This window comes from Micromonospora sp. NPDC049529, assembly GCF_055586685.1.
Genome location: NZ_JBVJHT010000020.1, coordinates 63938 through 79769, shown reverse-complemented (window position 1 = coordinate 79769; position 15832 = coordinate 63938). Strand labels below are relative to the sequence as shown.

Here is a 15832-nt window from a genome sequence, read left to right as displayed (position 1 = left end):
TTCACCCGCCCGTCGGGCGAGCGATCGCCCTTTGCGCGCCGCGCGTCGCCGCGCGTCGCCGCGGGCGAGCGTCCGGAGCGTTTACGGGTCTCGTGACCGATAAACCCGCATGGGCGGGGTAAGTGTGGCCGGTGACGGCGACGCGGCGGCCCCGGTGACCGCCGCCGTTCCGGGCTGGGCCTGGCCGGTACTGGCGCTCGTCATCGCGACGATGCTCGCGGTCGACCTGCTGCTGCACCGGGACAACCACGTGGTCGGGCTGCGCGAGGCGGCGATCTGGAGCGGTCTGTGGATCGGCGCGGGGCTGGCGTTCGGCGTACTGCTGTGGTGGTGGCAGGGGGGCCGGTCGGGCACCGCGTACTTCGCCAGCTACCTGATAGAGAAAACGCTCTCGATCGACAACGTGTTCGTCTTCGCGCTGATCTTCACATATTTCGCCGTACCCGCCGCCTTCCAGCACAAAGTCCTGTTCTGGGGAGTCGTCGGCGCACTCGGCTTCCGGTTGGCGTTCATCTTCGCCGGTGCGGAACTGCTCCGTACGTTCTTCTGGACCGCGTACGTATTCGGTGCGTTCCTCGTCTACACCGGTTACCAGATGGCGTTCAGACACGACCGGAAGATCCAGCCCGAACGGAATCCGGTGGTCCGCCTCGTTCGCCGGATCCTGCCGACCGACGCGCGTTACCACGGAAGCCGGTTCGTGACCCGGCACAACGGTCGGCGCCGGGTCACGCTGCTTTTCGTGGTGCTGGTCGCGATCGAGGCGAGCGATCTGATCTTCGCGGTCGACTCGATCGCGGCGATCCTGGCCATCACCACCGACACGTTCGTTCTCTGGTCGGCGAACGCGTTCGCCATTCTCGGCCTGCGGGCGCTCTACTTCTGCCTCGCCGGCCTGCTGCGCCGGTTCAGCCGCCTGCACTACGGCCTGGCCGTGCTGCTCGCCTTCGCCGGGGTGAAGCTCGTCCTGGCCGAGACCCCGGTCGGCAAACTACCCATCTGGCTGACCCTCGCCGTGATCGTGCTGACCATCGCCGCGTCGATCGTCTGGAGCCTGCTGACCAGCCGGCACGGGCCCCGACCGGCCCCGCCCACCAAGCGGGACGGGCGGCACTGAGCCGGCGACCCGGACCTGCATAGAGGAAGATCACATGGCTGGGCCGGCAGCCGGCGCGGAGAAACGCTGGCAGCATGGTCACCGACGTCGGACCGAGGGAGAGAACAATGGCGGAACAGGCAGCGTTCGGAAAGCCAGCCGCGGGCAGCGCGCAGATCGGGGTCACCGGTCTCGGTGTGATGGGTCGCAACCTGGCCCGCAACCTGGCCCGGCACGGCTATCCGGTGGCGGTGCACAACCGCTCGGCGGACCGGACCCGGAGCCTGATCGCCGAGCACGGCCAGGAGGGCGAGTTCGTACCGAGCGAGTCGATGGCCGACTTCGTGTCGTCGCTGTCCCGCCCGCGCGCCGTCATCGTGATGGTGAAGGCCGGTGGCCCGACGGACGCGGTGATCGAGGAGCTGATCCCGCTGTTGGAGACCGACGACATCGTCATCGACGCCGGCAACGCCCACTTCGCCGACACCCGGCGCCGGGAGGAGACGCTGAAGGCGCACGGGCTGCACTTCGTCGGCACCGGCGTCTCCGGCGGCGAGGAGGGGGCGCTGCTCGGCCCGAGCATCATGCCCGGCGGCTCGGTGGAGGCCTACGCCAAGCTCGGCCCGATCTTCGAGTCGATCGCCGCGCAGGTGGACGGTGAGCCATGCTGCGTCCACGTGGGGCCCGACGGTGCCGGGCACTTCGTGAAGATGGTGCACAACGGCATCGAGTACGCCGACATGCAGCTCATCGCGGAGGCGTACGACCTGCTCCGGGACGGGCTGGGAGCGTCGCCGGGCGAGCTCGCCGAGATTTTCCGCACCTGGAACGAGGGGGACCTGGAGTCCTTCCTGATCGAGATCACCGCCGACGTGCTCGGCCACACCGACGCCGCCACCGGCAAGCCCTTCGTCGACGTGGTGCTCGACCAGGCCGAGCAGAAGGGCACCGGGCGCTGGACCGTGCAGAGCGCGCTGGACCTGGGCGTGCCGATCACCGGTATCGCCGAGGCGACCTTCGCCCGCTCGCTGTCCGGGCACGCCGACCAGCGGGCCGCCGCCCGCGAGCTGTTCGCCGACGCCGGTGGCAAGGCCAGCATCGGTGACCGGGACGCGTTCGTGGAGGACGTCCGGCGGGCGCTGTACGCCTCGAAGGTGGTCGCGTACGCGCAGGGGTTCGACCACATCAAGGCCGGCAGCGACGAGTTCGGCTGGGGCATCGACCCGGGCGCGATGGCCACCATCTGGCGGGGCGGCTGCATCATCCGGGCCCGGTTCCTGAACCGGATCCGGGAGGCGTACGACGCCGACCCCGAGCTGGCCTCGCTGCTGGTGGCCCCGTACTTCGCCGACATCGTGTCGCAGAGCATCGAGAGCTGGCGGCGGGTGGTCCGGTACGCCACCGAGGTCGGCATCCCGACCCCGGCGTTCTCCTCCTCGCTGGCGTACTTCGACGGGCTGCGCCGGGGACGGCTGCCCGCCGCGCTGATCCAGGGGCTGCGGGACAACTTCGGCGCGCACACGTACCAGCGGGTCGACCAGCCCGGCTCGTTCCACACGCTGTGGGCCGGTGACCGTACCGAATCGCAGGCCTGACCGGCGACGGCCCGTCGGTTGTCGCGTCCGCGGCACCGGCGGGCCGTCGCTGCACCGGGTCACCCGCCCGGCCGCTCCTCCGTCAGGTAGCCGTTCTCGACCAGCCAGGCGACGCTGAGCGGCGAGGGTGCGTTCGGTACGTGTCGCGCCTCGAGTTTGTACTGCAGGCCGAGGCCCAGTTGCCCGAACCACGGTGCGATCGGTCCGGAGTCGACCCGGAACGCCCGCAGGACGCAGTACAGGTGGTAGTTGCTGGCCGGCGTTCCGGTCGGGGTGTTGAGGTTCTGCGGCGGCAGTGCCCGCTGGAGGAAGAGGGTCCGGGCGGGCGCCAGGTAGGCGCCGCCGGGATAGCCGAACCGGTCGACCCGGCTGCCCGCCCAGAGGGTCTGGGCGAACCTGACCGGCTGGCCGTTGACGACGAGGAAGCCGTCGGCCGGTGGGTAGGTCCAGCCGGTCTCGCCCCGGTACCTGGCGACGAACTCCGCTTCGCTGAGCCCACCGAAGCGCTGGTAGCCGAAGAGCAGCGGCCCCACCGGACGCTCGGCCGGCAGGGCGGCCGGTCCGAGTTCGGGCCGGGCTGGATTGTGGAACTGCTGGGTGGGCGGCGCCTGGTCGGGTGTGCCGGGACGGCAGGCCGAGACGGCGGGAACCGGACCGGCGTACGCCGGCAGTGCCGGCGCGTTGACCAGGAGTACCGCGACGAGGGCGGTGGAGGCGAACAGACGGATCTTCATAAACCCCCCAAACCGGGCTGACATCGCGGTCAGTTAACTGGACGATCACCCAGAGTCGTCCAGCGAACTATCGGATTTCCGTCAATTCACCCGTCGCGGGGAGACCCACCACCCAGGTCAGCGGAACCGGCGTCGCAGGCTGCGCCGGTTCAGGCCCGGCGCGGTGGTCTCCAACCGGCGCCGGAGCAGGTCCCACTCCCGCCGCCGCTGGGCGGTGACATCGCGCAGGGTGATCGACACACCGGGCGGACCGGGCTCGGCCCGCAACGGCCGGCAGTTCACCTCGACCAGCACCCGACTGCGGTCGGCGCGGCGCAGCGTCCACTGGAGATCCGTCCCGGACGGCTCGTCGCCCGCGCGTACGGCACGCAGGGTGCGCTCCACCTGATCGTGGTCGTCCGGGTGGATGATGTCCCGCCAGGTGGCGAAGGCCTGCGACTCGATCCCGAGGATCCGCCACAGGGCCGGATTGGCGTAACCCAGCCGGTTGTCGTCGCCGACGATCAGCACGCCGTCACTGGTGCCGCCGGCCACCAGGTCCAGGTAGCGGTCCCGGTCCCGCAGGTTCGCCGCACCGGTCACCGCCAGCCGTTGCAGGGCGAGTGTGGCCTGGCCGGCAGCCACCTCGATGACGTCCCGCGAGGCGACCAGGGTGTCCCGGTCGGCGGCCACCAGCAGGGCGGCTCCCCCGGACCCGGGCACCGACCCGGAGCCGGGGGCCAGCGACGCCACGATGGTCGCCGGCAGCCCGCCCAGCGGTTCGTGCAGCGCACCGGGGAGCAGCCGGGTCTCGACCAGCAGACTGCGCCGCCGGGAGGCGTTCGTCGGCAGCGGCTGGTCCAGGTCCACCTGCGACACCCAGACGAGGTCGATGTCGTCGGTCCGCCGGCCCGGCGCCCGGTACCGGGCGAAGACCAGGCGGTGCGGCGTACCGGCCGGCATCATCTGCGCGACCATCATCCGCAGCGCCTCGCCGACCTGGGCGCTGCCGGTCGCACCGACCAGGCTGGTGCTGGTCTCGCGCAGGTGCCGCTCGCGGCGGACGGCGTGCCGGTGCTTGTTGCGGGCGTCGACCACCCGGATCACCACCAGGACCGTGCCGAGGCCGGCCACCACGGCGATCACCACACCGTCGGGCACCGTACCGCCGACCGCCTCGACCAGCAGGACCACCGGGGCGGCCAGGCTGGCCAGTGCCACCAGGCCCACCCGGGTGGCGCCGGTCTCGTCCGGCGATGCCTCGACCCGCGCGGTCAGCCGGGTCATCGAGGGGTGCAGCGCCGCCGCCCCCCAGGCGAGGTAGCAGGCGAGCCATCCCAGTTCGGCCGGCCCGCCCGGTCGCCATCCGGAGCCGAGCTGCGCGACGGCGTACGCGGTGTCGGCGGCGAGCAGACCGGCCGCCCCCACCACCAGGAGCAGTACGGCCACGTTGCGCGGCGCCGCGACCGCCAGCCGGACCATGACGACCAACACGAGCAGGGCGCCGAATACGTGGCTGACCAGCACACACTGCTCGACCCGGGAGAGCCCGGTGCCGGGCAGCGCCGGCGCGACCAACTGGGTCCAGCCGACGAGTCCGACGGCGAGCACCACCGCGAGCAGGTCGGTCAGGCCGGAGCGGTCCCGGATCACCGCGCTGCTGCGGCTCAGCTGCACCAGGGCGGCGGTCAGCAACGGGAACAGGGCCACGTACAGGACGTCGGCGAGCAGGTGGGCGGCAACATTCGAGGAGGTCGACGCGATCGCGTACGCCACGTCTCCGGCGGCCAGGACGGCCAGACCGGACCCGAGCAGCAGCCACGGCGCGGGGCGCGCGGGACGGTAGCGGCGGATGCCGTACCCGACCGCGGCGACGCTGCCCGCACCGATCGTCCCCCAGAGGATCGCCGCCGCCGACGGGACCAGCAGAATGCCCAGTCCGAGTGCGGCGATCAACGTGACGAAGGCGATCATGTGGCGCTGCGCCACCCGGAATCCTCCCACCCGCGCCGCCGGGCAGCCGCCGATCCACGGTGCCCGGTCGCACCGGCCTCGACAGCGGGCATGGGCGTACGCATCCGTTCTCCCGCGACACCGACTATGCCGTACGGGACCCGGAGGCGGAACGGAACGCGCCGGAGCGGGGCACAGCACCGTGACGACCATCCGCGCAGACGCGGTCCGGTCGGGCGGAACGCGGCGACGAGTGCCCGACGTCGAGCTCCGAGAGCTGGCCCGTACGCCGCCGCCGTCCATTGTGATCACCGCGTACCGGTCGCCCGGGCTACCGATCCGGTCCACAAAGGATGATCGATCCCGCCGCTGGGCGCGCAGGTCACCGGTTTTCGATCTCTGTTCGACTCACAAAACAACGGACTGTTATCGATCAAGTCCGCACGGTAATGTGCCCGATGAGCGGCATGCACACCCTTACACGGCATTAGTTCTCATTTTTGTCATCATCCTGTCCGAGCCTTGTCACGACCCGGAGGATAAAATGGTGGATACCGGGCAACCGCAGAGCGCAGCCTCCACGCCCGTCCCGGATCCGTCAAAGGGAAACCGGGCAACCCGTCTACGGCGTACCGTGCTCCGGCACGACCTGCCGGCATCGTTCGTCGTCTTCCTCGTCGCGGTCCCGCTCTCCCTCGGCATCGCCGCGGCCTCGGGCGCACCACTACTCGCCGGCCTCATCGCCGCGGTGGTCGGCGGGATCGTCGTCGGCACCCTCGGCGGCGCCCCGCTGCTGGTCAGCGGCCCTGCCGCCGGACTCTCGGTGATCGTCGCGGACCTGGTGCTACGGCACGGCTGGACGACCACCGCCGCCATGGTCACCCTCGCCGGCCTGCTCCAGATCGTCCTCGGGCTCAGCCGGCTCGGCCGGGCCGCGCTGATGCTCTCCCCCGCCGTGGTGCACGGCATGCTCGCCGGCATCGGCATCGTGATCGCCCTCAGCCAACTGCACGTCGTACTCGGCGGGGCGCCGCAACGATCGGTCTGGGAGAACCTGCGCGAACTGCCCGCCCAACTCGTCGGCTACCACGACGCCGCGGTCCTGGTCGGTGTCGTCACGGTCGCCGTCCTGCTCCTCTGGCCCCGGCTGGTACGGCTGTCGTACCTGCCGGCGCCGCTGGTCGCCATCGCCGTCGCCACCGCCCTGGCGACCGGCCTGGACCTCGACCTGTCCCGGGTCGCCCTGCCCGACGACCCGCTCGGCTACCTGACCATGCCCGCCTGGCCGGACGCGGCACTGACCGACATCCTCTCCGGGGTGCTCCTGCTCGCCGTGGTCGCCAGCGTGGAGTCCCTGCTCTCCGCCGTCGCGATCGACCGGCTGCACGACGGCCCACGGGCCCGGCTCGACCGGGAGCTGATCGCCCAGGGCGTGGCGAACTCCGCCTCCGGCGCCCTCGGCGGCCTGCCCGTCACCGGCGTGATCGTCCGCAGCTCGGCGAACGTGGAGGCCGGGGCCCGGACCCGCGCCTCGGCGATCCTGCACGGGCTCTGGATCGCCGTCTTCGCGTTGCTCCTGGCCAGCGTGCTCGAACTGATCCCGATGTCCGCGCTCGCCGGGGTGCTGGTGATCGTCGGCCTGCGGCTGATCAGCATCGCGCACGTCCGCGACCTGATGCGGCACCGGGAGTTCCCCGCGTACGCGGTCACGGTCGCCGGGGTGGTCTTCCTCGACCTGGTCACCGGCGTCCTGCTCGGCATGGCGGTGGCCCTGGTCGCGGCGCTGTACCGACTCACCCACTGGCGGATCGACGTCGACCGGCACGGCCCCGACGAGTGGCTGGTGCAGATCACCGGGACCCTGCTCTTCCTCGGCGCCGGACGACTCAACCAGGAACTGCGGCGGCTGCCGCCGGGTGGGCGGGTCCACCTGGAACTGCGCCTGGACTTCCTCGACCACGCCGCCTTCGCGGTGATCCAGCACTGGCGGGCCGGCTACGAACGCAACGGTGGCCAGGTGCGGGTCGAGGAGGCGCTGGACGGCTGGTTCGACCGGGCGGTACGCGACCGTCTCGGCAACCGCAAGACCCTGCCCGATCGGCTGCCGCGCTGGCTCGCCCCGTGGTCGCACTGGCAGGCCGGTGCGGCACCACCGGCCCGGCCCGACGCCACGCCCCCGGCCGCCGACGCACCCGACGCCCCGACGAGCGGCGAGATCGGCGACAACATGCTGGTCGGCGTACGGGAGTTCGAGCGGCGGGTGGCCCCGCTGGTCCGGCCCTACCTGACCGCACTGGCCCGCGACGGGCAGCGCCCCGACGAACTCTTCATCACCTGCGCCGACTCCCGACTGGTCCCCAACCTGGTCACCTCCAGCGGACCCGGCGACCTGTTCTGCCTGCGCAACATCGGCAACATCGTGCCCCGGCACGGCACCCCCGGCGACCACAGCGTCGGCGCCGCCATCGAGTACGCGACCGACGTGCTCCAGGTGTCCACCATCACCGTCTGCGGGCACTCCGACTGCGGGGCGATGCGGGCGGTCCTGGGCGGCGGTGTCGCCCGCGAGTCGCACCTCGGCTCCTGGCTCAGCCACGTACGCCTCGGTGGGCGCCGCGACGAGCGGCGCGGACCGGTGCCGCCACCGCCCCGGGGCCCGACCGGGCCGGCCGACAACCCGGCCGCGCTGGAACGCCAGGCCCTGGCCAACGTCGCCCAACAGCTCGCCAACCTGCAAACCTATCCGAGTGTCCGGCGACGCCTGGAGGCCGAACAGCTCACCCTGGTCGGCCTCTACTTCGACCTGCACGAGGCGCGGATGTACCTGGTCGACGCCGACAACGGTGCCCGCCGACCACTGCCCCTCTGAACCGACGTCCACCGAACCGGCGGGCGCCGCCCGCCCGCACCCGACCGTCCTCGCGGCCTCTCCTGCCGAATGCGTGGTACGGGCCGAGACGGTGGACGACGTACTCGCCCGCGACCTCGACCCGGCCGCCGGCGACCCGGACCCCGACCAACCGGTCTGCCGCTCATCGGCCGGCGAAACGCTCCGCGAACGCGCGTAGGTCGCGTCGCTCGATCGCCGCCGCCATCAGGTCCGGGAAGGCGTCCGGGGTGCACGCGAACGCCGGCACGCCGAGCGCGGCGAGCGCCGCCGCGTTCTCGTGGTCGTAGGCCGGGGCGCCCTCGTCGGAGAGCGCCAACAGCACCACCACCTGCACACCGGCCTCGACCATCGCCGCCACCCGGCGCAGCATCTCGGCCCGCACACCGCCCTCGTAGAGGTCGCTGATCAGCACGAAGATGCTGTCCCGGGGACGGGTGATCAGGCCCTGGCAGTAGCCGATCGCCCGGTTGATGTCGGTGCCGCCGCCGAGCTGGGTGCCGAACAGCACCTCCACCGGATCGCTGAGCTGCTCGGTGAGGTCGACGACGGCGGTGTCGAAGACCACCAGCGAGGTACGCAGCGACCGCATCGAGGCGAGCACGGCGGAGAAGACGCCGGAGTACACCACCGACGCCGCCATCGAGCCGGACTGGTCGACGCAGAGGAAGACGTCCCGCTGCACCGCCGAGGTACGCCGGCCGTACCCGATCAGCCGCTCGGGCACGACGGTGCGGTATTCCGGCTGGTAGTGCTTCAGGTTCGCCCGGATCGTACGGTCCCAGTCGATGTCGGCGTGCCGGGGCCGGTTGATCCGGGTGGCCCGGTTCAACGCGCCACTCACCGCGGCCACGGTGCGCTGCGCGACCCGCCGCTCCAACTCCTCGACCACCCGGCGGACCACCTGGCGGGCCAGGTCCTTGGTCTTGTCCGGCATCACCCGGTTGAGCGAGAGCAGCGTGCCGACCAGGTGCACGTCGGGCTCGACCGCGGTGAGCATCTCCGGTTCGAGCAGCAGGCCGGTGAGGTTGAGTCGCTCGATCGCGTCGGCCTGCATCACCTGCACGACGGTGCTGGGGAAGTATTCCCGGATGTCACCGAGCCAGCGGGCGACCCGGGGCGCCGAGGCGGAGAGTCCGGCCGACCGCTGCCGGGGGCGCCCGTCGTCGGTCCCGTCGCCGTCCGGCCCGTCACTGTCGTAGAGGGCGGCCAGCGCGGCGTCCATCCCGGCGTCCGAGCCGGATGGTTGCCCGCATGAGGGCCCGGCGGCCCCGCCGAGCACCAACCGCCACCGCCGCAGCCGCTCCTCATTCGGGTCCACGGACATCCCCCAACACGATCGGGTGGCCGAGCAGGGCGGCCAGGGTGGGCAGGACCAGGGCGGCACGGTCGTGGTCGATGGGCAGCGCGCCGGCCGGCGTACCGGCGTCGGGCCGGTCGCCGCGTACCCGCTCGCCGATGGCCCGTCGCTCCGGTGCGGCGAACGCGCCGAAGGTCCGCCGCAGCAGCGGCAGCACATCGGTGAACGCCTCCGGGTCGATGCCGGTCAACCACTCGTCGACCAGGGCGAGCAGGGCCGAGTCGTGGACGAAGAGCAGCCCGCCCCCGGCGAGGAAGCCCTCGATCCACTGCGCCGCCTGCGCCGGTGGTGTGCCGGGGGTGAGCACCAGACCCATCCGGCGCCGGGTCTCGGCGGCGTCGAGCCGCTGCGCGTCGTGCAGGATCCGGGTCAGCCGGCCGACGACCAGGCCGTGGATACCCTGCTCCGGGCCGGCGTGCGCCTCGGTGTCCCGGGCGGCGACGCCGGCCAGGGTGTCGAGCCAGCGGCCCCGCAGGTCGGGCTCGTCGAGCAGTCCGATCGCGGCGTGCACGGCGTCGACATGGTCGCGCATCGTCCGGGCGGCGTCGTCGGAGAGCGACCGTACGGCCGGTGGCAGTCCGACGCAGATCCGGACCAGCAGGCTCGCGGTCACGGTACGCAGGGGGCCCAGCTCGGTCCCCCGGACGTCGCCGTAGCGCAGCGTACGGGCCAGGGCCGGCACCGCCGCCATCAGTCGGGTCACGTCGGCGTCGAGAGCGGCTCGGTGGTGCAGGGCCCGCAGCACGGCCGGGTACGCGTCGGTGAGGTCACCCAGCAGGCAGCTCTCCACCAGCGGGGTCACCTCGGCGAGCGCCTGCGCGTCGCGGGCGGCGGCGGTGATCTTCGCGGTGGCGGCACCCCGGACGGTGGTGCCGTGCGCCCCGGCCTCGACCACGGCGATCGCGAACTCGGGTGACCACCGCAGCCGCCAGCTCTCCCGGAAGGTGCCCTTGCCCTGCCTGCCACGGGTCGTCTCGCCCCACGCGATGCCGAGCAACCGGAGCCGGTGCAGCAACCGGCTGCGACCCAGGTCGGTCTCCTTGCGCAGGTCGAGATCGAGCTCCCGGTCGAGCGCCTCCGGTTTGAGCCGCAGGGTCCGCTGCTGGGCGGCCAGGTCGCGAGCGAGCGGTACGGCCGGCATGTCGTCGGGCACCGACCCGAGCCGCTCGCCGACCACGAGTTGCCGGTCGACCAGGTTCAGTCGCAGGTCGTCGCCCTCGCAGATGACCGCACGGGTCGCCTCGGTCAGCTCGGCGAGCCCGGCCAGCGGGCGGCCCCGGATGGTGGCGAGGGCCTCGGCCAGCCGAACCGCCTCGATGACGTGCGCGGAGGAGGTCGGCACCCCCTCGGCGCGGAGCACTCCGGCGGCGGCGACCAGCCAGCGCGGCACCACCTCGTCGCTGGTGGTGAACAGGTGGTGGTACCAGCCGGGGGAGGTCACCCCGGCGCCGTAGCCCTGCCAGGAGGCGAGCCGGCCGTACGTCCACGGCACCCAGGTGAAGGTGACCTTCGTCTTGCGCCGCCCCTTGAGCAGGGCGGTGTCGTGGCTGGCCGGCACGGTGGCGGTCAGCGCCGGCACGTGCCACGCGCCGCAGACGACGGCGAGGTTGCGGTGACTCTTGCGGGCCTCGCGCAGCACCCCGCGCATGTACGCCTCGCGGAGCAGGTCGTCCGGGTCCTCCGGGGACTCGGCTCGGATCGCGGCCATCGCCTCCCCGATCGCCTCGAAGGCCGGTGCGCCCCGGTGCTCGACCACGTCCTCCCACCAGCGCTCGGGGTCGTCGTAGCCGGCGGCGGTGGCGAGTTCGCCGATCGGGTCGACCGGCCGGACCGGCTGCTCCGGTTCGTCACCGGCCTCGCTGTCGCCGTCGCTGTCGAACGGCCCGTCGATGCCGGTGCCGCCGTCGACCCCGGTGCCGTCGTCGGCACCCGTCGGCTCGTCCGCCCCGTCGGTGGCGCCCAGGCGGTACGCGTACGGCAGGTCGAAGAAGCGCACCGGCACGCCGTGCTCCGCCGCCCAGCGGATCGCCTGCCACTCCGGGGAGAAGACCGCGAACGGCCAGTACGCCGCCCGGCGCGGGTCGTCGGCGGCGTAGCCGAGCAGCGCCACCGGCGGCTCCAGCCCCTCGTCGGCGACCCACCGGACCAGGTCGTCGGCCTCCGGCGGGCCCTCGATCAGCAGCAGGTCGGGGCGCTGCTCCGTCAGCGCCGCCAGCACCGCCCGAGCGGATCCGGGACCGTGGTGGCGTACCCCGTAGAAACGCTCAGGCATCGCGGGCGGCGCGGTAGAAGGCGGTCCAACCCTCGCGTTCGCGGACCACGGTCTCCAGGTACTCGCGCCAGACCACCGGGTCACTGCTCGGGTCCTTGACCACGGCGCCGAGAATGCCGGCGGCCACGTCGCCGGGTCGGAGCACCCCGTCCCCGAAGTGGGCGGCGAGCGCCCAGCCGTTGGTGACCACGGAGATCGCCTCGGCGGTGGACAGGGTGCCGGTGGGTGACTTCACCTTGGTCCGGCCGTCCTCGGTGAGGCCGCTGCGCAGCTCGCGGAAGACCGTGACCACCCGGCGGATCTCCTCCAGCGCGGGTGGCACCTCGGGCAGTTCGAGCGAACGGCCGAGTTGCGCGACCCGCCGGGCGACGATGTCGACCTCCTCGTCGGCGGAGGCGGGCACCGGCAGGACGACGGTGTTGAAGCGACGGCGCAACGCGCTGGAGAGCTCGTTGACACCCCGGTCCCGGTCGTTCGCGGTGGCGATGATGTTGAAACCCTTCACCGCCTGCACCTCGCTGGCCAGCTCCGGCACCGGCAGGGTCTTCTCCGACAGGATGGTGATCAGCGTGTCCTGCACGTCGGACGGGACCCGGGTCAGTTCCTCCACCCGGGCGATGGCGCCGGTCTCCATCGCCCGCAGCACCGGGCTCGGCACCAGGGCGGCCGGGGACGGGCCCTCGGCGAGCAGCCGGGCGTAGTTCCAGCCGTACCGGATGGCCTCCTCGGCGGTGCCGGCGGTGCCCTGGACCAGCAGGGTGGAGTCGCCGGAGATGGCCGCCGCGAGGTGCTCGGAGACCCAGGTCTTGGCGGTGCCGGGCACCCCGAGCAGGAGCAGTGCCCGGTCGGTGGCCAGCGTCGCCACCGCCACCTCCATCAGCCGGCGCGGGCCGACGTACTTCGGGGTGATCTTGGCGCCGTCGCCGAGCAGGTACGTCACCACCGCCTGCGGCGACAGCCGCCAGCCGGGCGGCCGGGGTCGGTCGTCGGCGCCGGCGAGCGCCGCCAGTTCCTCGGCGAACAGTTGCTCGGCGTGCGGGCGCAGGGCGGTCATCGCAGCTCCTCGTACATCTCGTGGCGAAAGGTCAGGGTGGTGGCGAGCCGGGTGATGGTCCCGTCGTGCCGGTTGTCGGGGTTGTCCCGCCGGATCGTGTCGGCCAGTTCGGCCACCCGCGCGGCGTAGGACGGTGGCATCGCCGTCGCGGCGACGCGGCACAGCTCACCGGTGTGCCAGGTGGTCCGCTCACCCCGGGCCAGGACGGCGATCGCGTCGAGCACCGCGTCGGCGAGCGGCTCGGGCCACGGGCCGGGGTGCAGTTCGACCACCCGCAGCGCCCGGCTCGGGTCCCGGCGCAGCCCGGCCGCCGCGTACCCGGCCAGGTCGGCCGGGGAGAGCGCCTCGTACAACTGCGCCGCCAACTGCTCGTCGTACGGGTCGAGGTCCTTGTTCACCGGTCGGGACATCTCGTCGGCGAGCAGGGTCACCCAGACCGGGTCCCGTTGCAGCACCGCCGCTCGGGCCAGCCCCTTGTGCAGCACCGGACCCCAGTCGTCGGCCACCGGCAGGGCCAGCACCTCGTCGGCCGGCAGTCCGTACGCGGCGGACCAGGTTTCCAGCGGCGTACGCGCGACCACCTCGCCCAACAGCCACGCCCCGGTGCCGATCCCGCGTGGCGGCTTGGCCGGTACGCCGTCGCGACGCATCCCGGCGTCGCACTCGGTCGGCGGGGTGACCGTCAACCGCCCCTGGTCGAGCCGGACGTAACCGAGGGCACGGGCGGCCATCCGCTGCCGCAGCGCCGAGCCGGCCAGAGTGCCGAGCAGCCGGGCGGCGGCCTCGCGTACCTCCTTGCGCCGGTCGTCGAGGGCCCGTTCGAGCAGGGGCTCGTCCCGGTCGGACAGGCCGGTGGCGAGGGCGCCGACGAACCGGACCCGGTCCTCGGGCGCCTCGTCGTCGAACACCGAGCTGAGCAGGTCGAGGCCGGCGGCCGGGTCGGTGCCCCGGAGCGCGACCAGGTGGGCGAGCCGCTCACCGGGGGTGCCGGTGGCCCAGTCGGCCGGGTCCGGGTCGGCGGTCGCCTCGCCCAGCAGGTAGGCCCAGTCGTCGTTGCGGGCGGCGAGCCAGCCGCCCCGCCGACCGGCGACGACGGCGAGCGCGGGCCGCAGCGCACTGCTGCGCCGGCCGCTGTCCAGCAGCGCGGGCAGGGTGTGCGCCGGGGCGAGGTAGCCGCGTTGCGCGGCCGTGTGCAGCCACCCGCCGAGCAGCCGGTGGGCCAGGTCGCCGCCGCCGGGGCCGCCGCCGGCCAGCAGCGTGGCGAGCCGGCGGGCGGCCGGGGCCGCAACGGTGGGGCGGCTCTCCGGCGGTGCGACGTCGACCGGTCGGCGGCCAACCTCGGCCGCGGCCGCCGCCCGCCGGTAGGTCCAGGCCGCCGCGGCGGTGTCCAGCAGGGACGTCGCCGGTTCACCGCCGGGGACGACCGGCATCGCCCGCCCGCCGAGATCGACCGTGGCGGCGGTGAACGGCCGGCGGTCGGTGCCGATCAGCGCGGCGGAGACCAGGTCCGGCGGGAGCTGCGCGGGCGGTCGGTCGCCGCCGGTGCGGGCCGGGGCGGGCAGGTACTCCCCGTCCGGCCAGGCGGCCAGCGGACGGAACCCGGCGGCGGAGTATTCACCGGCGACCGGGACCGGGCGGCCTCCGGCGGCGGCCAGCAACCACCACGGCGGGTCGTCGCCGGGGCGCAGCGCCACCGCGTCGCCGGCCGCGTCGACCAGGTACCCGTCACCGGTCGGCACCACGTCGGCCAGCAGCATGCCGACCTGTTCGCACCAGGGTTCGGCGGCGAGGGCGGCGGTCCAGCCGGCCAGCGCCGCCCGGACCGGCATCGCCCCGGCCGGTGCCCCGGCGGGCCGGGTGCCGTGCCGGCGGGCGAGCAGGGCCCGCTGCGCGAACGCGCCCGGATACCAGCACAGGTCGGCGTCGAGCACGGTTCCCGGCACCACGTCCGCCGGGAGGGCCTGACCGGGTGCGGCGAACGCCAGCAGCAGGGCGAACCGCCCGGAGGTGGTGCCGTACAGCCAGGTCCGGCGGGCGACCAGCCGTTCGTCGGGCAGGTCGACCTGGCCGAGCACCAACCAGTGGTCGCGCTGCGCGGGGCCGGCGAGCACCTCCTCGGTCGACACCGGGATGCCGATCCGGGTACGGACGGTGGCGGCGAGATCCGCCGGCAGGTCGTCGATCCGGGCGTACCCGGCGGTCAGCAGGCGCAGCAGGGCCAGTTCGCCGAGGAGCCGGTCGGCCCAGTCCGGGCCGACGCCGACCACCTCACCGAGGCGCCGCACGGTGCCGGCCGCCGCCGGGGCCTGCGCGTCCACCAGCCGGGCCGCCATCGCGGTGAACGGGCCGGAGCCGGTGCGCTGGGCGCCGGCGAGTCCCTGGCTCACCTGGTCGGTCACCCACCGGCCCAGCTCGACCAGGCCGGCGGCGACCCGGTCGGCCCGCACTCCGGCCCGTTTCTGCGCGGCGGCCTCGTCGACCGGTCCGGCCTGCGCCCGCCTGGCGGCGGTGGTGGCGGCCCGGGCCGAGCGCCGGGCCTGCCATTCCGCCACCCACTCGGGCGCGGCCTGCTCGGTCACCCCGCCGCCGGACCAGAGCAGGAGCAGACCGAGCGCGTGCTTGCAGGGAAACTTGCGGCTGGGGCAGGAGCACCGGTACGCCGGCTCGGTCAGATCGACACAGGCCTGGTACGGGTTGCTGCCGCTGCCCCGGCACAGCCCCCAGAGCACGTCACCGTCCAGGCCGGTGGCGGACCACTTCGCCGCACCGCTGACGCTGCGCGCCCCCTTGGCGGAACTGGGGTCGGGAGCCAGCGCGAGCACCTGTGCGTTGGACCACGGTTCGATTGGCACAGCGGCACTCTAGAGACCCGGTCCGACACTTCGGTGGGCGTACCGATGGG

General features: G+C 73.4%; 9 protein-coding genes. 3 read left to right on the top strand and 6 right to left on the bottom strand.

Translation table 11 applies throughout. From position 1 onward, the window contains the following. Nucleotides 1–109 precede the first annotated feature (109 nt). Together ACZ6QQ_RS29600 and gndA are read left to right on the top strand one after the other, a co-directional pair. Nucleotides 110–1117, top strand: a complete 1008-nt coding sequence (locus tag ACZ6QQ_RS29600) for a TerC family protein (RefSeq protein ID WP_465880732.1) — start codon at nt 110–112, stop codon at nt 1115–1117. A 107-nt stretch (nt 1118–1224) separates the two neighbouring features. Further along, nucleotides 1225–2691, top strand: coding sequence for an NADP-dependent phosphogluconate dehydrogenase (gene gndA, locus ACZ6QQ_RS29595; protein WP_465880730.1), 1467 nt, complete (start codon nt 1225–1227; stop codon nt 2689–2691). 59 nt (nt 2692–2750) lie between these two features. Here gndA and ACZ6QQ_RS29590 read toward each other — a convergent pair whose 3' ends face one another. Both ACZ6QQ_RS29590 and ACZ6QQ_RS29585 read right to left on the bottom strand, forming a co-directional pair. Then, a complete protein-coding gene (locus ACZ6QQ_RS29590; RefSeq protein ID WP_465880729.1) occupies nt 2751–3425 on the bottom strand; it encodes a TNT domain-containing protein in 675 nt (224 codons plus the stop codon). 117 nt (nt 3426–3542) lie between these two features. Continuing rightward, a complete protein-coding gene (locus tag ACZ6QQ_RS29585) occupies nt 3543–5393 on the bottom strand; it encodes a PAS domain-containing protein (RefSeq protein ID WP_465880727.1) in 1851 nt (616 codons plus the stop codon). Between the two features lie 598 nt (nt 5394–5991). Here ACZ6QQ_RS29585 and ACZ6QQ_RS29580 point away from each other — a divergent pair. Further along, complete coding sequence (locus ACZ6QQ_RS29580) at nt 5992–8226, top strand: SulP family inorganic anion transporter (RefSeq protein ID WP_465880725.1); 2235 nt, start codon at nt 5992–5994, stop codon at nt 8224–8226. Between the two features lie 163 nt (nt 8227–8389). Here ACZ6QQ_RS29580 and ACZ6QQ_RS29575 read toward each other — a convergent pair whose 3' ends face one another. The 4 genes from ACZ6QQ_RS29575 to ACZ6QQ_RS29560 are packed head-to-tail and all read right to left on the bottom strand — an operon-like array spanning nt 8390 to nt 15782. Further along, entirely contained in the window at nt 8390–9565 is a 1176-nt protein-coding gene (locus ACZ6QQ_RS29575; protein WP_465880723.1) for a VWA domain-containing protein, read from the bottom strand. Further along, the gene (locus ACZ6QQ_RS29570) at nt 9552–11876 is read right to left on the bottom strand and encodes a DUF5682 family protein (RefSeq protein WP_465880721.1); all 2325 of its coding nucleotides are present in this window, start codon (nt 11874–11876) and stop codon (nt 9552–9554) included. The genes ACZ6QQ_RS29575 and ACZ6QQ_RS29570 overlap by 14 nt, the downstream gene beginning before the upstream one ends. Continuing rightward, a complete protein-coding gene (locus ACZ6QQ_RS29565) occupies nt 11869–12930 on the bottom strand; it encodes an ATP-binding protein (RefSeq protein WP_465880720.1) in 1062 nt (353 codons plus the stop codon). Before ACZ6QQ_RS29565 ends, ACZ6QQ_RS29570 begins: the two co-directional genes overlap by 8 nt. Continuing rightward, nucleotides 12927–15782: a DUF5691 domain-containing protein gene (locus ACZ6QQ_RS29560; RefSeq protein ID WP_465880719.1), complete on the bottom strand. Its 2856-nt coding sequence runs from the start codon at nt 15780–15782 to the stop codon at nt 12927–12929. The genes ACZ6QQ_RS29565 and ACZ6QQ_RS29560 overlap by 4 nt, the downstream gene beginning before the upstream one ends. Nucleotides 15783–15832: the final 50 nt, after the last annotated feature.